This is a genomic window from Runella defluvii (assembly GCF_014195535.1).
GTDB lineage: Bacteria > Bacteroidota > Bacteroidia > Cytophagales > Spirosomataceae > Runella > Runella defluvii.
Map to the genome: position 1 here is coordinate 388,331 of NZ_JACIBY010000006.1, position 20,752 is coordinate 409,082.

The following is a 20,752-nucleotide window of genomic DNA, read 5'->3' on the forward strand; positions in this document are numbered from 1 at the left end:
CCAATGAAAAAGGGAGGCGTGGTTGGCTACAACCTTATTTTACTTTTTCTTTCTCTTCTGAATCGTGAATGGCACGCACAAATCCTCTGGGCAGCAGTTCACTCCTGGCTCAATGATGATTGGGCAACATCCTCCTGCTGGACAGGTCTGGTTCGTTGCGGTGAACGTGTATATACCCACTTCACTAAACAGAACCACATTGCCCGTTGCTACTGGCGTTGTTCCTCCGTCTTTAAACCATTGAACATTTGTGTAAAGTGCAGGTACTGATGCTTCCACTTGGTTGGTTGGACACACTTTGAACGGCACGCTGAAACACTGACGGTCGATGTCGTCTTCCGCTGGATTACCATTGCCTGGCGTCGAATCCACATCTTTTTGATCCACTTTCGAGATTTCAGCCGTGTTAAAGTGCAATCCTTCTTGGGTTGCTCGTACTTGGTAGCGCAAGGTCACAGTGTCACCATTAGCAGCAATGTTGCCAATCGTCCATTTGATGGCATTACCACTGATTGTAGCGCTGCCACGGCTGGCCACAAAACTGCCCGCAATGAACTGTACCGTTGTTGCAATGCTATCGGCTACTTCTACCCCCGTTGCATTTTTGTTCGATTCATTCCAGACTTTCAGCGTGTAAGTAAGTACATCACCTACCTGCGCTATCTTCGTGTTAATCGATTTCTTCAATGCTAAGTCAACCGTGTCAATACAAGTTTGGGCATTGATCGTCGCAGGGACGCGGCTCGTACTCACTGCCGTTGGACAGGTCTGGTCGGTACTGCGCGCTTGGGCGTAATACGTTGTTGTGCCCGTCACTGTGCCACTTGGTTTGAAACTCAAGCCCGTTGACAACACCGTTCCGCCCGTTTGTTGGCTAAACCATTCTACCGTTGCTAGTCCTACTACCGTCGCTTTTAAGGTCGGGAAGGTATCACCGATACAAGCGACCATACTTGGCGTCAACAATACAGGGACTGGTGGATTACAGTTACAGTTAGGCCCAACAATCGTCGTATCTGATTTACAAATAGCGCTCAAGCTATCCGTAATGATCACACTCGCTCCCGATGGGATACCTGTCACCGTGTAAGGGTTGTTTCCGCTCAACGTTCCTTTGTTCACTTTCACAATACCCAATTTATTGGTCACTGTGAAAGTTATGCTGTACGTTTGTACATCTGCCGAACAAGCTGGAGGGCCAGTTAGGGTTACACTTGATTCTACGCATGGCACGACTAGAGCCGCATCAACCGTTGGGTTATCCTTCGCCAAGCCTGTACCTGTTGCATTGATGGTTACTACTTGGCTTAAACCTGTCGTTGGGTTAAAGTCAGAGTCTTTCGTATCGTCGCCACCCAAATTTTGTTGGCTACTAATCACACAACCCGCTGGTAAGCTTGTCGTGACGATTTTCACTTGGTAACTACCGCTTGACAAGTCTGAGAATAAGTACAAACCATTAACATTCGTTGTGTCGGTTGCCAATACGGCGCTCGTTGTTGAATTTAACAACTGAACAATCACACCCGCCACTGCTGGTTCGCCCGAATCCTGAACACCGTTGTTGTTTTGATCTTTCCAAACGTAATCACCAATCGAACCTTTCGGTGAATACAAACCTGCATCAACTGTTGGATTGTCTTTGGCAATGCCTGTACCTGTTGCATTGATGGTTACTACTTGGCTTAAACCTGTCGTTGGGTTAAAGTCAGAGTCTTTCGTATCATCGCCACCCAAGTTTTGTTGGCTACTAATCACACAACCCGCTGGTAAGCTCGTCGTCACAATCTTCACTTGGTAACTACCGCTTGACAAATCTGAGAATAAGTACAAACCATTGACATTCGTTGTGTCGGTTGCCAATACGGCGCTCGTCGTTGAATTTAACAACTGAACAATTACGCCCGCCACCGCTGGTTCTCCTGAATCCTGAACACCGTTGTTGTTTTGGTCTTTCCATACATAATCACCAATCGAACCTTTCGGTGTTGACAATGCCGCATCTATCGTTGGATTGTCTTTGGCGATACCTGTCCCCGAAACATTGATGGTTATCAATGGACTCAAGCCTGTGGTTGGATTAAAGTCAGAGTCTTTCGTATCGTCGCCGCCCAAATCTTGCTTGCTGCTAATTACACAGCTATCTGGCAAACTTGTTGTTACGATTTTTACTTGGTATGTACCGTTTGGTAAGTTAGGGAACAAATACAAACCGTTAAAGTTTGTCGTATCCGTCGCTATAACAGTTCCTCCTTGCAACAACTGCACGATTACATCTGCCACGGGTGATTCGTTCGGGTCTTGGATACCATTATCGTTTTGGTCTTTCCAAACAAAGTCTCCTATTGAGCCTCTGAGTGAATACAAAGCCGCATCTACCGTTAAGTTATCTTTAGCTGTGCCTGTACCCAAAGCATCGATGGTTACTACTTGACTTAAACCTGTGGTTGAGTTAAAGTCACTATCTTTCTCATCATCACCGCCCAAGTCTTGTTGGCTGCTAAGTGCACAGTCTGCGGGTAAGCTCGTTGTCACGATTTTTACTTGGTAGCTGCCACTCGACAAGTTCGAGAACAAGTACAAACCATTGGCATCCGTTGTGTCGGTTGCCAATACCGCGCTGGTTGTCGAGTTCAATAATTGAACAATCACACCCGCCACTCCTGATTCGCTTGCATCTTGAACGCCATTATTGTTTTGGTCTTTCCAAACATAATCACCAATCGAACCTTTCGGCGAGTACAAACCTGCGTCAACTGTTGGGTTGTCTTTGGCAATGCCTGTGCCCAACGCATTGATGGTTACTACTTGGCTTAAACCCGTGGTTGGGTTAAAGTCAGAGTCTTTGGTATCGTCGCCACCCAAATTTTGTTGGCTGCTGATGACACAACCTGCTGGCAAACTCGTTGTCACAATTTTTACTTGGTAAGTGCCGCTCGACAGGTCTGAGAATAAGTACAAACCATTGACATTCGTTGTGTCGGTTGCCAATACGGCGCTCGTTGTTGAATTCAACAATTGAACAATCACGCCCGCTACTGCTGGCTCACCCGAATCTTGAACACCGTTGTTATTTTGGTCTTTCCATACGTAATCACCAATTGAACCTTTTGGCGAGTACAAAGCCGCATCTATCGTTGGGTTATCTTTTGAAAGCCCCGTCAAGGTTGGGTCTAACGTGATTTTTGCACTAAAACCAGTGACTGGACTCACATCCGAATCTTTGGTATCGTCGCCGCCCAAATCTTGTTTAGTACTAATGACACAACCTACTGGCAGGCTTGTAACAACGACTTTGACGTAATAATCGCCCGCATCTAAGTTGGTAAAACCATAGGCCCCACTGGCATCGGTCGTATCTTTCGCAATGGGACTACCCGTCGTACTTCCTTTGTATAGCTCCACAATCACGTCTTTTACACCCGTTGCACCATCGTCTTGGATACCATTATTATTGAGGTCTTTCCAAACATAATCTCCAATCGAACCTTTGGGTGAATACAATGCTGCGTCGATGTGCGGATTGTTACGCAACGTATCGGCCGCTGGTTTTGAAGTATCAATTGTAATCAAATGACTCAAACCTGCCGCATTAAAATCAGAATCTAGTGTATCAGCAACCCCTGCGGCATTGGGTTTAGAAGAAATAACACAACCCGCTGGCAGTGACGTCAAAAGCAACTTAACTTGATACGTATCCGAGGTCAGGTTGTTGAAACTGTAGAAACCATTCACATCGGTCGTATCTTCATCAACCACACTTGAACCTTGCAAAAGTTGTACGATTATACCCGCTTGTCCTGCTTCTCCGCTGTCTTGTTTACCATTATTATTGGTATCTTTCCAGACAAAGTTACCGATAGAACCTAGCGGTGAATAAAGCGCCCCGTCGATTGTTGGGTTATCTTTGGCAATACCCGTTCCCGTAGGCGTGATTGTTACCGTTTGGCTCAAGGCAGTTGTTGGGTCAAAATCAGAATCAAGGCTATCAGCTACTCCTGCAGCGTTGGATTTTGAAGAAATAACACAGCCTGCTGGTAGAGAAGTCACTAAAATTTTGACTTGATAGGTTCCAGCACTCAAGTTAGGGAACCCGTACAAACCGTTGGCATCCGTGGTATCTGTAGCCAATACCGTTGCACCTTGTAATAATTGAAGAATAACGCCTGCTACTCCAACTTCACCACTGTCCTGCTTGCCGTTATCATTGACATCTTTCCAAATATAGTCTCCTATTGAACCTACGGCAGGCTGATACCCCCCATCGTAGGTGTGGATGTTGGCACCAGAGCCCCCCGTAATCAAAGTCAATTCGCCATTGGCTCCGTTAAGGGCAAAATCATTATCTGCCAAATCATTGCCCAGCGCATCTGTACTTGTTAATACGTTACTACCGCTAGCTGATGGTATTTTCAATCTATACTTCGTAAACGGTTTTAAGGCTACGCCATATTTGATGCCTGTCACGTTTGTTCCCGCTAGCGAAGAGAAGTAATAGTTACCGTTATTATCCGTCGTAACAGTCGTAATGGTTGCTCCAGTTGAATCACAAAGAGTTACCACAACCCCTGACACTCCATTTTCACCTGGGTCTTGGATACCATTTTTATTGGTATCAAGCCAAATTCGGTTACCAATTTCGATGGGGGAAGGAGCACAACTAAGTTCCAACGCCCCCAAACCAGCCGCTTTACCAAAAGTGACCCCTCCATCACCTGTTGTACTAAAAATTTGGTAGCGTTTAGATGCTTTACCCGTGGTGTTACTAAACCAAGAAGTCCCTCCCGACCAAGTATTCAATGGATCCATAACCGTTGCTAACACTTCACCACTCCCAGGAACTGTAAAGCTACTTCCTACGTAAGTTTCTTGGTGGATTTCTTCTGGAGGATTACCTGCTACTAATATCCCAGTAAATTGATCATCTGAATAAAACTCACCCCCTCCTGGGCCTTGGCTGTTGGCCGCGCCTGTTAACCCACTTACATTACCACCTGACTCCAGCGTCCAAGTGCCCGACCCTTTCGCTAAACGAAGGATGTCCCCACCAATGTAACCACTGTAGGTATTTGCATTGTAAGGTGAGCCTACACCTCGGTTTCGGTATCCTAACTGATGCCCAGCACGGTCAATAAAGCCCAATACCATATCCCCATTTTCCACAAAGTCAATATCCGATAAAATAGGCTGTGGACGCATTGTCCTTGGAGCCGGAGGATTATTTGCAGTACCAAAATACATATCGGCAAAATTATCACTCCACGGAAGCCACTTAGCAGGAGTTTCCAAAGTGTGAACTTTTCCTTTGGGATAGTTTAACGAAAAGTTGGCTACAGCAGTCGTATTAAAAGTTGTTGCCACAGGGTCAAACGTATATACGTACGCATTAAGATTATTTTGAGTTCCTCCAGCACTTTCTGCACTACAGATGGTACCTACATATACTTTCCCTTGATAATAACGCACTGCAAAAGGGCGAGAAGCCCCATTGGTACAGCCAGGATTAGGAATATCATAGGTTTTTATATCCGCCGATGTGATTGTTGTTTTGGCAGGTACACCGATATTGATAGAAATAAGTTTTTTCTGGTATAAATTAATGACATAGAGCGTACGTCCATCCTCCGATATGGTCATTCCCCCCAAACCGACTTTACCAACGGCTCCAAAAGCCGAAGCATCCTCACTACTTCCATCGGCTGCCGCAGGCAAGGTACGCGTTCCAATCACCGACTGACCAAGATCAATGTTATGCGGGGCACCACTGAAAGTTTCCAAATCGACCAACAAGGCCGTAGAAGGCGTTGCACCTAATTGGGTAGTAAAAATCCCCCCTAAGCCTGCAGCAAGTAAGCCAGTATGGCGTTTCAAAAAAGCCGCAGTAAAGACTTTATCTGTTTCTCTTTGGTACGCTGCTCCCCACACAGACCCTACGTCAACGGCATTTGCCAATCCCGTAGGACCAGTCGTTGAGGCATTCGCTATGTTGTAAGGAAACTTCACCAAGGCTTTACCCGTTCCTGCCGTACCACCTCCTAGTGGGTTTCCGTTCACAAAACAGGTAACAATCACATCAGGTGTACCAGGGCAATAGTCGCTTGGATTGTTTGCTGCCAAGTTGATTCCCGTCGCAGGAGCAGTTGCGAAACGTACTGTGGTGTTTCCCGTTTTACCATTGGAGGCATAAAACGTGTTGGGAAGCGTAAACTCCAAGCGTACATTTCCCGTAATGCCCGCAATGGTATATGCCCCAGAAGCGTTCGTAGTGGCAGTAGCGCCTACTTGCGCATTAGAAGCATTAAAGGCTTTGACGGTAACCCCCTCAAGACCTGGCTCAATGGGGTTTGTTGTGTACCATTGATGTTAAAATCACGGAACACAGTTCCACTTACTTGGGACATTACTTGCTGATTCAGCAACAAACATATGCAGAACAGCCCCCATTTGAGTAACCTCCTTATCCCCTTTGGTGGGTTCAAGCCCTTATCCTTGACTAAGGCTGAGAGATGTTGGTAATTGTTTGGACACATAAACATTTAAAACAGTTGTGTTGGTAATCCTGTCTAATTTTAAACCTCCGCTTACAAGACCAATATGCTTTAGTATGATATACAATACTTTGCCACCGACCACTGCAAGGGATATACCTTCACCTGTCAAATACTATGCCAAAATTCTTATTTCAAATCCATAAATAATCTGGTATAAGATTTTATTTTTCAAATGAAATGGCCGTATCATAAAACCAAATCTCATTGAAAGCACTGTAAAGATCAATAGCAAATGCCCTAAAAAAACATGGCCCCATCCCAAAGAGATGAGGCCAATGCTGCACACTTTACCCTACTTTGAAAAATTATGTCATCGTTAATTGGAGACACCTCATAACGTTGTCCTATTACCTTACATAACGTTGAGCAAGCTGTCTCTGTACAGCTAAACGATTTATTGCTTTTGAGCTTAAATTCTCTGTGACGAAATTACTACGAAAACAAACACAGATGACGCCGTTTCAAGTCCAAAACCGTGAAACCTACATTTTAGCCCGTGAAATCTACATTTTTGCCCGTGAAGCATTTTCAAAAAATGACCAAAAACGGCGGTTTGGGATGGGGGTAAAAAACAAAAAGCCTCCAAATTTGGAGACTTTCTACACTCAAATTATAATTTCTTGGCGAACTAACTCTTGAAAAATTGGTTTTCCCAATACTCTTTTAGGGTTACTAAAAGGAGATTCAAGCAGGTAATCTCGCAAACTATCCGATATTTCGTACGTAGAATAATAGCGTTTATCAAACAAAACGGGCGACTCTTTCAGGTCAAAAATACTGTAGCGATGCTCGTTGAATTGATAACTCAACCTTCGATAAGCCGAAGGGGGTGGTGGCGATAACGACGTTTCATCTGTTTGTAAAGAATGGTGTATATAATTCCAACCCTCCCATTGTTCGGGAAAATTGGCAACGTATTTGGCAAAAAAATCAAAAAGTTGTTGTAAAACTCGCTGTGAATATGCCTCTTTGGGTACAGACTTATTAGGGAATATCCCTTCGCCCATGTAAAGGACATTACTCATATCGGATTTTCGATACGAAATCACTGGCACAAGCGGCACCCCAGCTACATAACTAAGGTAGGCCATTCCTTTTCGGGCAGTGATTGTTTGGCTTAAAAACGTGATTTTCTCAAGTTTTTCATCGCTTGCACCTACGTTTCCATCCAAATATACCAGTAAGGACCTTCCTGCTTTTAACTCTCTAAGCAGTTTTAGTACAATATTAGGGTCTTCTGCACTCACCACATGGACTTCACTATCCGTTTTGTACGTTTGTTTCATCCTATCGGTATAGTCCATCATCGAATCAATCTGCTGTTTATAGACATCTTTTTTTACAATGGTTGTAAAATGATGCCCATTTTTAATCAACAAATTGGCAATGATTCGGTACGAACCTAAATGAAATGTACAAAATATACTCGGAGCACCTGGGGTTTCTAACGCCTTCAGGTCGCCATTGAGAGAGCATACCTCACTGATGTGCAATACATTACGATCAAATGTCTCAAATGCCAAGCTCGTCAGTAGTTTTCTAAACATCTCAGCATGTTCCGAAACAGGGATTTCAGGCAGGAAGTTGGTAAGGTTCGCTGAAAATATCGCAAACCTTACCATATACCCTTCTTCATCGTGTAAATTCACTTTGTTGAATGCACTTTCACAGTCGAGAAGCGCACGCTGATAGTTTATAAAACCTGAAAAGCTCATTGCTGACAGAGAGATTTATTGAAGAACTAGCTTATTTTCAACGTCGTTGTTTACCACAATTTTGTAGCAAGACGCAAACGGATCTGACTCACCAAGGTTGAGTACCTTTGCAGTTTCATTTTTGGCATAAAATTTGCCAGCCCGGATAAAAGAGTTCAATTCTTTTTTTGCTTTGATTTCGAATGACTTTTTCATTGTTGTAGTTGTTAAATTTGTGATTTTAAATTATTGATAACCAGTGCATTATTTGTTATTTTTAACCCACTGTTGTTTTCCGCTTTGGATGATACAAAGGTAGAGGAGTGAAGCATGCTGGGAAATCCGCAGTAATGCCTATATTTATGAAATGTTATAGTAACTATTGACTATTTTGTATCTTTGCGAGTCACAATACCCTACACTGCCTGAGGCAGTTGATACTTAAAGAGAAGCCATGAAGTCGATGACGCTTAATCGGTCTTTCTATAAAAACCCAAAGACTGGGGTTATTTTTTTGTTGGTTATAGTAATCTTTTGCGAGATTCTCGGGTGGGCTGTATCCCCCAAAACTCGCTTGGATATCTATGTCTCGTATCAGACATTTTTTAGTTATGCAAAAAATATCTTAATCGGCATTTTAGTACCAGAGTTCTGTACCCTATATATACTGTCCTTCCTAATTGACATATACCACCGTTTTTGGGGAATCCGTAAAATCAACTTTAATACCTTATCTATTCTTTGGTACGAACTAAAATTCCTACCGCTGTTTTTTGTAGCATTTTTCCTTTTTTTCCCTGTTACGCTACATGTTCGCTTTTTGCTCCGCGAATTCCCCCACTATTCGTTTAATCGCTACCTCGATTTATACATTTTGCATGGTTTCACCATCGAAACCTATCTTTTGTACCTACCATTTATTATCATTCTCGGCTATATTTTATTGAATGTGTCGCTTGTGCGCGATTTTTTACAAATCAATGCACTCACTCCAACACATTCTCAAAAACAAGCCATTGCGCTTCGTCGGCATTCTTCGCCAGCAGCCACTGTTATTAAAGAGACAATAGCGCCTCCTGCTCCACCAAAAAGTTTTGCCGAAGCCGTCCCTGCTGCTGAATCAGAATCATTTACTACATTTTCAATCAATACCCCCATAACCGTCAATAGCCCTGCATCTGCCGACAAATACATCAAGTTTATTGACGGCAAAGCAACGACGGGTGAGGCATTTTTGAGAATTGACGATTGCTACTTTTTTGAAACAGTAGAAGAGAAGTACTTTGTGGAACACCCCAAAGGTCGCTTCCAAGTCTCCAAACCCCTATCTGTGTTAGAACTAGAGCTTGATCCAATTCACTTTTTCCGAATTCACCGAAGTTGCATCATCAACATGAACCACCTTAATAGCTATACGTACTGGGAAAAAGGGAAATACCTTGTGTATGTCAAAGGTACCAACCAAGCACGAGAGCTCGTGATGCCCCGTACTCGGCTGGATGCCTTCAAAAAATCGCTTAGTGAAAACCGTAGCCTTCCTAGCAAACAACTATAGCGTATTGAGGTACGATTTTATCTGTAGCCCAAATTTGAGTAAATGTCGATTGCTCTCAATGCCTAGCTTTTGAATTAAATTTTGTTTGTGATTCGCCAGTGTTCGATAACTAATCGACAACGAGTCGGCTATTTCGTAGCCCGTCAGCCCCTCAGTTACTAGGTACAGAATCTGCCGTTCTCGCTTTGTGAGTGACTTCAACTTTCGGTGCGTTTCACTATCCACCTCATTGACTCCCATCTTCTTCATGAGGTCCTTGAAGCCATCGCTGTAGTATTTTGTTTGCGTCTGGATATACAACAAACATTTGTACAACTCCTCCAATTTATCTTCCGAGTACAGGTAGCCGTTAAAATTGGCGTCCAGTGCTTTCGAGAGTTCCCTGGAATTAGAGGCATTAAAAAACAAAACCATCTTAGGTCGGCTCGATGCCTCCGCAATTTGCTTTAGCAAGTGACTTGTCTCTTTTCCAATTAAGTTGGCTTCAACAATCACGCACTTTGGTTTCTTGGTGTGAATCTTCTGAATAAGCTCATCCAACTCGTTAGCTCGTCCTACAACATCGAAGCCTTCGCTCTCTAAAAGTTTGCTCAATACTTCGCATGAAAACGGTTCTTCTTTGGCAATCAATACGGACGAATCCATCTTCCGCAATCTCATTTCGGGATTTTTCATTTCTCTACTTATGGGTGATTTTACAGTTTATAACTGTATTGAAGATACGCTTTGCTCCCCCCCATACGCAAGACATTTCCGTGAAACCTACTTTTTTGCCCGTGAAATCTACACGAAATTGATGTTTCACGAAAAATGGCAAAAAAAAAGGCTTCGATATACCTCGAAGCCTAAACTTTTTTTGGGCTATTTTTTTACTAAAATTGCTCCGTCAAGGAGAAAAAGAAGCCTCCTTCAATCGCTGCATTTTCGTCTGAGTCAGAACCGTGAACGGCGTTTGCTTCTAGCGACGTAGCAAACAATTTACGGATGGTTCCTTCGGCCGCTTGGGCTGGATTGGTCGCACCAATCAACGTGCGAAAATCTGCCACGGCATTTTCTTTTTCTAAAATCGCCGCATAAATCGGGCCCGATGACATGTAAGCACACAGGCTGGCATAAAACGGACGTTCGGCGTGTACAGCATAAAATTGTCCTGCGCGCTCTTGGGTCAACAATGTTTTTTTCAACGCCACAATACGGAATCCCGCTTCTTCAATCATCTTCAAAATTGCGCCTGCATTCCCTGCTTCTACAGCGTCGGGTTTCACCATGGTGAATGTTCTGTTGGTTGCCATTAGTATGTTGTGATTTAAAATGAACAATTTTCGATAAAAAAGTGGGGCAAAACTACGCAGACTACACAGGTTTTGAAAACCTAGCAGGTCTTTTTTAAGAAAATTGCTAATTTTGCAAGCTATGCAACAGTGGAACGCATTTTACGAACTCATCAATTCGCCCCAAAAACGTGTTGTCATCTTGACCCACCAAAATCCTGACGCTGACGCGATAGGTTCTTCTTTGGGATGGAAATTATACCTTCAAAAAAAAGGACACAGTGCAACGGTCATCATTCCCAACGAATGTTCGGCCAATTTGCGCTGGATGCCCGACTTTGCTGAAGTCATTACGTACGACCAAAACGTTCAGTCTCAAGCACACTCCAAGCAGGTGATACAAGATGCCGAGGTGATTTGCTGCTTAGACTTTAATGCCCTGCATCGTATCAAAGGCTTGGGCGAACTTGCACTGGCGTCAACGGCCACCAAAGTGCTCATTGACCACCATTTAGAGCCCGAGTCATTTGCCGATTTTGTGTTTTCGGATACAACCAAAGCCGCAACGGCACAGTATGTATTTGAACTCATTCAGCAATTAGGGGATGCCTCGCTGGTGGACTTGCCCATGGCTCAGTGCTTGTACGCGGGAATTATGACCGACACGGGTTCATTCCGACACGGAAGTACCACGCCCGAAGTACACCTTGCCGTGGCTGAACTCATGAAAACGGGTTTGCAAGTAAACGACGTCCATCGGGCTATTTTTGACAACAACACCCTGAGTCGCACGCGGCTTTTAGGATATGTTTTGTCAGAAAAACTTACCGTTTTGCCTGAATACCGTACGGTATATATGACCTTATCGCTCGAAGAGTTAAAACGCTTTCAATCGGAGATGGGCGACACTGAAGGCATTGTTAATTATGGACTTTCGCTCGAAAACATCGTTATGTCGGTACTCATCATCGAACGCCGCGACGAAATCAAGCTATCATTCCGTTCAGTGTCTGATTTTTCGGTGCGCGACTTAGCCCATCAGTACTTTTCGGGAGGAGGTCATAAAAACGCCTCTGGTGGGCGGACCAATACCTCATTAAAAGCAACCACTGAACTTTTATTATCAGTATTGCCCGAATACCAAAACGAGCTTTTAAGCGTTAAAAAATAATCTTGTAATCGCATCCCAATTCAAATACAATTAAACTGTGCTTTGCACTCATTTCATGAAATTTAAATCAACCATTGCTTTTTTCTCGGTAGCTGCCCTCATGGCTGCTTGCAACAACCGTGTTAGTGTCAGCGAAACCGGTCTTAAATATCAAATTCACGATGAACATTCTGATAGCCGCAAACCAAAAGTTGGCGATATTCTTACATTTCATTTGGTATTAAAAAACAGCAAAGACTCTGTCTTGCGTGATACCTATAAGGAAGGCCAACCAATGCAAATGATGCTTCAAGTACCTCCTTTCAAAGGTAGCTTTGAAGAAGGTCTTGCCATGATTTCAAAACAAGACAGTGCGTCGTTTTTCGTAAGCGCCGATTCACTCTTTACACGCATGATGCAACCGCTTCCTCCAGGTATTCCTAAAGGTTCGGACATTCAGTTTACGGTAAAACTTGTGGATGTTCAGAATGAGCAAGAATTCCAAAAATCACAAGCCTCGGCGCGCGAAAAACAAGTAAAAACAGATGCTAAAATCATCGACGACTACGTAGCTAAAAACAAACTTAACGCAACCGAAACGGCGTCGGGCTTGAACTATGTAGTAACTCAGGAAGGAACAGGCGTGAAGCCCGTTGCTGGAAACGTAGTAACCGTACACTACACTGGCAAACTCCTCGACGGAAAGGTTTTTGATAGCTCAGTGAAAAACCCACAAAGTGGTGGTAAGCCCATCGACTTCCCTATCGGCCAAGGAATGGTGATTCCAGGCTGGGAAGAAGGAATTATGACCATGAAAAAAGGTGGAAAATGTACGTTTATCATTCCATCGTCGTTAGCTTATGGAACGGCAGGTTCTCCAGGCGTGATTCCACCAAACTCTGTGTTGGTATTTGACGTTGAATTGGTGGACGTGAAAAAAGCACCAGCAGCTCCCGCAGGGCCTGGCGCAGTAGGTGGGCAACAGTAAGCAGCCAACCATTGCAAATCGCAAACAAATTCAATCAAACACACTCAATCGAACAAGAATGAGGGGAAAGTTAATTTTAGGTACAGCGGCAAGTATTGTAGCAACTATGTTTGCTTGCAAGCAGACGGAAGATGTGTACCAAGATCGTAAAACGCTCGAAAATAAGACCGAAATCAAGAACTATCTGAGCGCGAACAAACTCGTGGCTGATAGCCTCAATTCAGGCTTGTTTTATGTCGTTAGCAACGCCGACACAAGCCTCCAGAAACCTCAAATAGGAGACGAAGTAACGTTTAGCTACATCGCTCGACGGCTTGATGGAACCATTATTGACAGTAGCCAAGTAGGATACGGAGACGTGTTTATTCGTTCGTTTAATACCACTGACATCACCACTTCTGGTTATGCAATGGCTTACCGTTTCAATCCTGTGCCGTCGTTTGAGATACTCATGAACGCTCCTTATGAAAAAATAAGAGAGACCGATAAAGTAACGCTTTTTGTTCCGTGGTCGTTGCGTGGTTCTGGCGATGTTTCGTTGTTAGCCCCATTGTATATTCCCATTCGCTACGATATAAATATCCTAAAAGTACGTACGCAGGAAGAACAAATTAACGACTACGTAGCTGCTAATAAGATTTTGGGGTTAGAAAGAAACAGCGAAAACGGACTTCGGTTTGTAAAGACTTTGGCTCGTCCTGATTCTGCCCAAATCGAAATTGGAACGACGTTAAGTGTTGTCTATACTGGAAAACTCATCCGCAACGGAGTACAGTTTGACAGTGGTACAATCGACGTAAACGTGGTTGACCCTAAAGGTACCGCATCAGGAGGTGTGGTAAAAGGATTTAACGACGGTATTGCTAAGATGCGTTACGGCGAAAAAGCCATCATCATCTTCCCTTCTACCCTCGGGTACGGCGCTACTGGTAGTGGTGGAAAAATCCCAGCTTACTCTCCGCTGCTCTTTGAGGTCGAAGCGAAACGCAAATAATTTTATTTTTTATACCACAAAAAGCGGCTGAACGGCCGCTTTTTGTTCTTTTACCTTTTTAATATCATGCAACTTTGTTTTGCTACCAACAACGCCCACAAACTCACCGAAATTAAAGCTATTTTGGGCGATAATTTTGAATTAAAAACCCTCCAAGAAATCGGGTGCAACGAAGAACTTCCCGAAACCACCGATACCATTGAAGGCAATTCTGCCCAAAAAGCCGAATACGTGTGGGAACACTACAGCGTCAATTGCTTTGCCGATGACTCTGGCCTTGAAATAGAAGCGCTCAACGGCGCGCCTGGCGTTCATTCGGCCTATTACAGCGGCGAGCGCAACCACGCCCGCAACATTGAGCGCGTTTTGAGTGAATTGGCCAACGAGTCTAACCGCAAGGCACGTTTCAAAACCGTTATTACGCTTACGTTAGCAGGAAAAAGCCATTCGTTTGAGGGAATTGTAGAAGGCTCCATCATCGACAGTCCGCGCGGCACCGACGGCTTTGGCTACGACCCTATTTTTGTGCCAGAAGGCGGCAACCGCACGTTTGCCGAAATGACGCTGGACGAAAAGGGAAAAATCAGCCACCGTTCACGAGCGTTTGCTAAGCTGGTAGCGTTTTTGCAGAGTTACTCAGGAATCAACTCATAACTATTAATGCTATTTCCCGTTTTGCGACTTTCGGCAGTGCGTTCCAATTTTAGCAAATCGGCGGTGGGGGTTTCGGTAATAAAAAACTCCACCGTCCCAATCGTACCCGTGGGTTTGGGCACGAGGTTTTCTAAAATGAGGCGTTGGTTATCGGTCGAAACCGTCCACGTTCCTACCAACGTTCGGCCGTCAATGTCTTTGAACGTGACTTGTTTGGGATCGCTCAAATCCAGCCGAAAATTGGCATAACTTGGCTTCACGTTGGCCGCTCCTCCTAAGCTAAACACCACTTGAGTGCCTTCTTTTACCAATTTGGCTTTCCATTTTTTACCAATCAAATCCGTAATCGGAACTACTTTTTGGGGCGTACATCCTGCCAACAGCAGCAAACAACAACTAACTATCGCTAACGTCTTCATATTCTTTGAGAATTAATTGAGCACAATTTTGGTTGAAAAAACATGATTTTCGGCATTAACAATGACCACGTACACGCCTCCTCTCAACGCACTTAGGTCGTGTATCCACGCCTGTTTTCCTGCCACAATCCCCGCGTCGGTTTTGAGGGGTTGTCCATTCAAACTCATTATTTTCCAGTCGATTTCTAACGGCTGAAAACGCTCGTTTTGGATGCGTAACGTCTGGCCGTAAGCAACCAAAGTCAAGCCTACTTCCGACAACTGCGGCCGCACCGAAATCACGACTTCGGGCGTAGTGACACTCACTACGTTGCTGTATCCTGAGTTCCCTGCGGCGTTAGAAAGGCGAATGCGGTAATAATACGTAGTTTGTTCGTTGAGCCCAAGGTCCACGTACGACGTACTCGTAGCAGGTTGCTGCGTAATTTGCGCAAAGCCCGTAGTAGGACTGGTTGAACGCTCAACGAGGACGTTGGTGGCGTTCGAGAGCGTTCCCCACGTCAATCGAATTTGGTCATAATCTGCGAGTTCAGCCGTGAGGTTGGTCGGAGTCGCAGGAACCGCCAATAAAGTAGTGGCATCGGCCACGTTGGTATAACTACTCGCGCCTGCTGAATTTTTAGCCCGAACGCGGTACCAATAACGCGTCGAAGCATTCAGACCCGTGTTGGAATAGGTCGTCGCATTGGCTCCTACATCCGCGATTTTGGCAAAATTTGTCCCGTCCGTACTCCGTTCTATTTCAAAGCCCGTTTCGTCGGAAGCATTGTCCGCCCACCCCAAATTGATTTGACTGCTGCTGGTGGCCGTGGCTGTCAAACCGCTCGGTGGACGAGGAATCGTTACGGGCGGGGCTTGGGTAGTAGCATCCGACACGTTGGTATAACTACTCGCTCCTGCTGAATTATTGGCTCGAACGCGGTACCAATAACGCGTCGAAGCATTTAAGCCCGTATTGGAATAGGTCGTGGCGTTTGCGCCTACCTCTGCAATTTTGGCAAAATTTGTCCCGTCCGTACTCCGTTCTATTTCAAAGCCCGTTTCGTCGGAAGCATTGTCTGTCCACCCCAAATTGATTTGACTGCTGCTCGTCGCCGTGGCTGTCAAGCCGCTCGGCGGACGAGGAATGGTTACGGGTGGCGCTTGGGTAGTAGCATCCGCCACGTTGGTATAACTACTCGATCCCGCTGAATTATTGGCTCGAACGCGGTACCAATAACGCGTCGAAGCGTTTAAGCCCGTATTGGAATAGGTCGTGGCGTTTGCGCCTACATCCGCGATTTTGGCAAAATTTGTCCCGTCCGTACTCCGTTCTATCTCAAAGGCTGTTTCGTCAGAAGCATTGTCCGCCCAACCCAAATTGATTTGACTGCTGCTCGTCGCCGTGGCTATCAAGCCGCTCGGCGGACGAGGAATGGTTACGGGTGGCGCTTGGGTAGTAGCATCCGCCACGTTGGTATAACTACTCGATCCCGCTGAATTATTGGCTCGAACGCGGTACCAATAACGCGTCGAAGCGTTTAAGCCCGTATTGGAATAGGTCGTGGCGTTTGCGCCTACATCCGCGATTTTGGCAAAATTTGTCCCGTCCGTACTCCGTTCTATCTCAAAGGCTGTTTCGTCAGAAGCATTGTCCGCCCAACCCAAATTGATTTGACTGCTGCTCGTCGCCGTGGCTATCAAGCCGCTCGGTGGACGAGGAATGGTTACGGGTGGCGCTTGGGTTGTAGCATCCGCGACATTAGTGTAACTACTCGCTCCAGCTGAATTATTGGCTCGAACGCGGTACCAATAACGCGTCGAAGCGTTTAAGCCCGTATTGGAATAGGTCGTGGCGTTTGCGCCTACATCCGCGATTTTGGCAAAATTTGTCCCGTCCGTACTCCGTTCTATCTCAAAGGCTGTTTCGTCAGAAGCATTGTCCGCCCAACCCAAATTGATTTGACTGCTGCTCGTCGCCGTGGCTATCAAGCCGCTCGGTGGACGAGGAATGGTTACGGGTGGCGCTTGGGTTGTAGCATCCGCGACATTAGTGTAACTACTCGCTCCAGCTGAATTATTGGCTCGAACGCGGTACCAATAACGCGTCGAAGCATTTAAACCTGTATTCGAATAGGTCGTCGCATTGGCACCTACATCCGCGATTTTGGCAAAATTTATCCCGTCTGTACTCCGTTCTATTTCAAAGCCCGTTTCGTCGGAAGCATTGTCCGTCCAACTCAAATTGATTTGGCTGCTGCTCGTCGCTGTGGCTGTCAAGCCGCTCGGCGGACGAGGAATGGTTACGGGTGGTGCTTGGGTTGTGGCGCAAGCGGGGTCGGTATAACCCGAATTTCCTGCTCCATTTTTTGCCCGTACCCGATAGCAATATTGCGTATTGCTAACAAGTCCCGTATTGGCATAGGTCGTCGTTCCAGCCCCTACGTCGGCTATTTTGCTATAATTTCGGCTATCCGTACTACGTTCTATTTCAAAACCCGTTTCATTGTCTGACAAATCTGCCCACGAAAGATTGATTTGGGAACTACTTGTGGCGTTGGCCGTTAAGCGCGCGGGGGCATTGGGCAAGGCCGATTGCGTGGTAGCATCGGCGGTGTTGGATTTGGTGCGCGAAGGCGTTCCGCCCCGTTGAGAACCTACATAATAATAATAACGGGTAGAAGCATTCAGCCCCGCATTGGCGTAGGTCGTTACATTGGCACCTACATCAGCAATTTTAGAAAAATTAGCATTGTCAGTAGAGCGAAAAACTTCAAAACCTGACTCATTATTAGAAGCATCCGTCCAGCTAAGGTTGATTTGGCTTGACGATACCGCTACAGCGCTAAGATTGGTCGGGGGGTTAGGTGGCGAAGCGAGCGTAGTGGCACAGGCGATATTAGAATACTCATTGGGAGCTCCCGTCCAAGACACCCGATAGCAGTACTCCGTGTTGTCTAACGGAACGGTTTGGTCATCATAAAACGTAAGGTTGGAATCAAACGAACCAATCGTACTCCATGCTCCACCCTGCCCTTGCCGACGCTGAATAACGACATTGCCGTTTTCTTTTCCCCCTTGCACCTTAAACGTAATCGCAATCCAGTTTGTCCCTTTCACTTCAATTTTTGAAATGTTGGGCGCAACGGGCGGAAAAGCATAAACCACGTTGGAATAACCGCTAAAAGTGGTCGCTGTCAACTTCGCCCTTACCCGATAATAACTATACGTATTGGCGGGCGGATTGGCATCGGTATAAGAAACAACATTGGCTGCTACCTCTCCTAATTTTGTAAAACCCGCCGTTTCAGAAGTTGTTGAGCGCTCTATTTCAAAGCCCAACTCCCGAGTCGAATTATCTTTCCAGCTCAAATTAACCTGTTTGCTCGAAACGGCAACCGCGGCCAAATTGGAAGGTGCTTCGCTTTGGGCAAAGGCTTTCCCAAAACTGATAAATACTAAAAATAAGAATAGCTTTTTCATGGGGAAGAGAATTCTATCTGACCGTAATATTCAGTTCGTTGCTCTCAACTAAGGTGCCGTTGGCGGCCAGCAGTCGGATCTTGAATCGATATTCTCCGCTGTTGGGCTCTACCTCCCGCAGCAGGTATTCATCCCGTTCCTCTCTTAACAGAATCGGCATAAAATTCCCGTCATTCTCCTTTTTGAGCAGGTAGCGCCGTACTGCCGTGTCTTTGCCTACCATACGCCAGTGGATTTTGATGACTCGCGATGAACTGTCGTAGTCAGCCGTAAGAAGTTGCGGAATGGCGAGATTTTCGCTGCCGCTTACATACAGTAGCTTGGGAGCGGAATGCTTCGAGGAATTATCGCTGCTATCGACGGCCGTAAGCACATATTCATACCCTCGCCCGCTTTGTACAGACGCATCCGTAAAGGAAAATACTTTGGGAGAAATCAACGCAGACGTAATTTTTGTAAACTCCCGAGCGGTATCACTCACGGTTCGGCGCAGGATCGTAAAACCCTTCAGGTCCAAATCGGGCGGTGTTTCCCATTGCAGTGTTACTTTTCCTTTATCAAGAGCAATTTCAGTCAGGATCGGCGCATGGGGCGCAACAATGTCGGGCAATTTAAGGGCTACTACCGTGCCGATACTTTCATTGTATGCACTGTCAACGGCAGTGATTTTGTAGTAAAATCGATTCTGCGCCACCGGAGGCAGCGAGTCCAAAAAGGCTGCCTGACGGATGGGCTTTACATGAATAAGATTAAAACTTTCGGCATCACTCGTAATGGAGCGATAAATGCGGTAGCCCAATACATCTTTTTCGGTATTAGTCCGCCATTTGATGGAAACAACCCCTTTACCTGTTTTTGCCTCAGACACGACCGGTGCGGCGGGTGGAGTGGTGTCCACGCCTATGATCCGGGCAATGTTGGAAACTGCTTTGTTGCCAAAATCATCAACGGCTTCCACGTAATAATGATGCGTAAGGTTTTCGTTCTGAATCAGGTCTTCAAACGAACTGGTTCCGAGCGGTAATAAGGCCGTATTGAGTTTGACGTAATTTCCATTGATGAGAAAACTGCGGTAGATATTGTAACCGATGCACTTGGCAGAAGGAGAAGATTTCCAGCTGATAACCGCCTTATTTCCATTCTTGATGGCTGTAACCTCCTGTGCCGCTTGCGGTGGGTTGAGGTCGCGCACAAAAGCCGTACTCGGCAGGCTATATTCGCTCATATTGCCAAAATAATCTACCCCGACAATCCGATAGCCGTACGCCATTCCTCCCTGCAAGGTCGTATCGCTGTCGGTATAAGAAGGTGTAAAATCTTTTCCATCCACGGCATCGGGAACCAAAACTGGCTTTTTGGTCAATTGAATTTCTTTTTCGTAGCCTTTTTTACGAAACACATGATAGAACAGAAAATGGTCGCTTCGTTTCCAGGTAAGCGTGACACTGCGATTTCCCGCTTTGGTCAACAGACCTTCGGGGGCCTTCAGGGCCTGAAAAGCCCTGGCCATAATGGGCTCGGAAAACGCCGCTGGAAGCTTTTTGGTGCCGTCAGAAACAACCAGCATATACACATAGGTTTGTCCGACAACTGCCGTTTCGTCTTTATAATACAAGCCGGCATAGCGCGCCAGGTTATTGTTAAGAATCGCTTGACCATAAAAACCGATCTCGGCCATTCGTTGGTCATTTTTGTTGTTAAATTTAAGCGCACGGAATTGTTGATACATGGTCCAATCCGCGCTGTTGGCGTTTTTGTCGGGAGAGGGCTGAGCAGGGTCGAAAGGGCGAATGGGTTTGCTGTTTATTTTTTTCCAATTCTTTTCACCTTTCACCGTTCGATAAATCTCAAACTCAACATTGAATTTCGGACTGCTTCGTGTCCATTTTAACTGAATAGCAGTGGGCACAGACGTATTGCCTGCGTAGAAAAACTGCTGGGCTAAGCCATTGGCAGTGGTTCCAAAAATGGCCAATAAAAGAAGTATATTTTTCATGATCTTAGATTCGAAGAG

Annotated in this window: 13 protein-coding genes; 5 read left to right on the top strand and 8 right to left on the bottom strand. The window is 45.5% G+C overall.

Translation table 11 applies throughout. The features are described 5' to 3' along the window. Positions 1–39 precede the first annotated feature (39 nt). The 3 genes from FHS57_RS16600 to FHS57_RS16610 all read right to left on the bottom strand — a co-directional run bounded on the left by FHS57_RS16600 (position 40) and on the right by FHS57_RS16610 (position 8,461). Positions 40–6,213 carry an SdrD B-like domain-containing protein gene (locus FHS57_RS16600; protein WP_183975563.1) on the bottom strand — a complete coding sequence of 2,058 codons (6,174 nt, stop codon included), beginning with the start codon at positions 6,211–6,213 and terminating at the stop codon, positions 40–42. Between the two features lie 943 nt (positions 6,214–7,156). Beyond that, positions 7,157–8,266, bottom strand: a complete 1,110-nt coding sequence (locus FHS57_RS16605) for an LpxL/LpxP family acyltransferase (RefSeq protein ID WP_183975565.1) — start codon at positions 8,264–8,266, stop codon at positions 7,157–7,159. A 15-nt stretch (positions 8,267–8,281) separates the two neighbouring features. After that, entirely contained in the window at positions 8,282–8,461 is a 180-nt protein-coding gene (locus FHS57_RS16610; RefSeq protein WP_028525031.1) for a hypothetical protein, read from the bottom strand. Between the two features lie 604 nt (positions 8,462–9,065). Between FHS57_RS16610 and FHS57_RS16615 the strand changes: the two genes are divergently transcribed. Then, positions 9,066–9,800, top strand: coding sequence for a LytTR family DNA-binding domain-containing protein (locus FHS57_RS16615; protein WP_183975567.1), 735 nt, complete (start codon positions 9,066–9,068; stop codon positions 9,798–9,800). On the opposite strand, the gene FHS57_RS16620 is transcribed toward FHS57_RS16615, so the two are convergent. Both FHS57_RS16620 and FHS57_RS16625 read right to left on the bottom strand, forming a co-directional pair. Beyond that, on the bottom strand, positions 9,795–10,475 hold the full coding sequence (locus FHS57_RS16620; protein WP_037301114.1) for a response regulator transcription factor: 681 nt from the start codon (positions 10,473–10,475) through the stop codon (positions 9,795–9,797). The genes FHS57_RS16615 and FHS57_RS16620 overlap by 6 nt on opposite strands. Before the next feature lie 197 nt (positions 10,476–10,672). Next, positions 10,673–11,092 (bottom strand): nucleoside-diphosphate kinase, encoded by a 420-nt coding sequence (locus FHS57_RS16625; protein WP_028525028.1) that lies wholly within the window; start codon positions 11,090–11,092, stop codon positions 10,673–10,675. Between the two features lie 121 nt (positions 11,093–11,213). Between FHS57_RS16625 and FHS57_RS16630 the strand changes: the two genes are divergently transcribed. The 4 genes from FHS57_RS16630 (at position 11,214) to rdgB (ending at position 14,857) form a co-directional block, all read left to right on the top strand. Further along, complete coding sequence (locus FHS57_RS16630; protein ID WP_183975569.1) at positions 11,214–12,242, top strand: DHH family phosphoesterase; 1,029 nt, start codon at positions 11,214–11,216, stop codon at positions 12,240–12,242. A gap of 55 nt (positions 12,243–12,297) precedes the next feature. Beyond that, positions 12,298–13,209, top strand: coding sequence for an FKBP-type peptidyl-prolyl cis-trans isomerase (locus FHS57_RS16635; RefSeq protein WP_122933674.1), 912 nt, complete (start codon positions 12,298–12,300; stop codon positions 13,207–13,209). A gap of 58 nt (positions 13,210–13,267) precedes the next feature. Further along, the gene (locus FHS57_RS16640; protein ID WP_183975571.1) at positions 13,268–14,203 is read left to right on the top strand and encodes an FKBP-type peptidyl-prolyl cis-trans isomerase; all 936 of its coding nucleotides are present in this window, start codon (positions 13,268–13,270) and stop codon (positions 14,201–14,203) included. 66 nt (positions 14,204–14,269) lie between these two features. Continuing rightward, positions 14,270–14,857, top strand: coding sequence for an RdgB/HAM1 family non-canonical purine NTP pyrophosphatase (gene rdgB / locus FHS57_RS16645; RefSeq protein ID WP_183975573.1), 588 nt, complete (start codon positions 14,270–14,272; stop codon positions 14,855–14,857). Here the strand turns inward: rdgB and FHS57_RS16650 are convergent. The 3 genes from FHS57_RS16650 to FHS57_RS16660 are packed head-to-tail and all read right to left on the bottom strand — an operon-like array spanning position 14,836 to position 20,734. After that, complete coding sequence (locus FHS57_RS16650; protein ID WP_183975575.1) at positions 14,836–15,276, bottom strand: hypothetical protein; 441 nt, start codon at positions 15,274–15,276, stop codon at positions 14,836–14,838. The two genes, rdgB and FHS57_RS16650, sit on opposite strands and share 22 nt — an antisense overlap. Before the next feature lie 12 nt (positions 15,277–15,288). After that, a complete protein-coding gene (locus FHS57_RS16655) occupies positions 15,289–18,738 on the bottom strand; it encodes a fibronectin type III domain-containing protein (protein WP_183975577.1) in 3,450 nt (1,149 codons plus the stop codon). 13 nt (positions 18,739–18,751) lie between these two features. After that, on the bottom strand, positions 18,752–20,734 hold the full coding sequence (locus tag FHS57_RS16660; protein ID WP_183975579.1) for a fibronectin type III domain-containing protein: 1,983 nt from the start codon (positions 20,732–20,734) through the stop codon (positions 18,752–18,754). Positions 20,735–20,752: the final 18 nt, after the last annotated feature.

Coding starts and splice junctions, on each gene's coding strand:
- FHS57_RS16620 (WP_037301114.1), bottom strand. CDS start 10,475: ATGAAAAATCCCGAAATGAGATTGCGGAAGATGGATTCGTCCGTATTG.
- FHS57_RS16625 (WP_028525028.1), bottom strand. CDS start 11,092: ATGGCAACCAACAGAACATTCACCATGGTGAAACCCGACGCTGTAGAA.
- FHS57_RS16640 (WP_183975571.1), top strand. CDS start 13,268: ATGAGGGGAAAGTTAATTTTAGGTACAGCGGCAAGTATTGTAGCAACT.
- FHS57_RS16630 (WP_183975569.1), top strand. CDS start 11,214: ATGCAACAGTGGAACGCATTTTACGAACTCATCAATTCGCCCCAAAAA.
- FHS57_RS16655 (WP_183975577.1), bottom strand. CDS start 18,738: ATGAAAAAGCTATTCTTATTTTTAGTATTTATCAGTTTTGGGAAAGCC.
- FHS57_RS16635 (WP_122933674.1), top strand. CDS start 12,298: ATGAAATTTAAATCAACCATTGCTTTTTTCTCGGTAGCTGCCCTCATG.
- FHS57_RS16610 (WP_028525031.1), bottom strand. CDS start 8,461: ATGAAAAAGTCATTCGAAATCAAAGCAAAAAAAGAATTGAACTCTTTT.
- FHS57_RS16650 (WP_183975575.1), bottom strand. CDS start 15,276: ATGAAGACGTTAGCGATAGTTAGTTGTTGTTTGCTGCTGTTGGCAGGA.
- FHS57_RS16605 (WP_183975565.1), bottom strand. CDS start 8,266: ATGAGCTTTTCAGGTTTTATAAACTATCAGCGTGCGCTTCTCGACTGT.
- FHS57_RS16660 (WP_183975579.1), bottom strand. CDS start 20,734: ATGAAAAATATACTTCTTTTATTGGCCATTTTTGGAACCACTGCCAAT.
- rdgB (WP_183975573.1), top strand. CDS start 14,270: ATGCAACTTTGTTTTGCTACCAACAACGCCCACAAACTCACCGAAATT.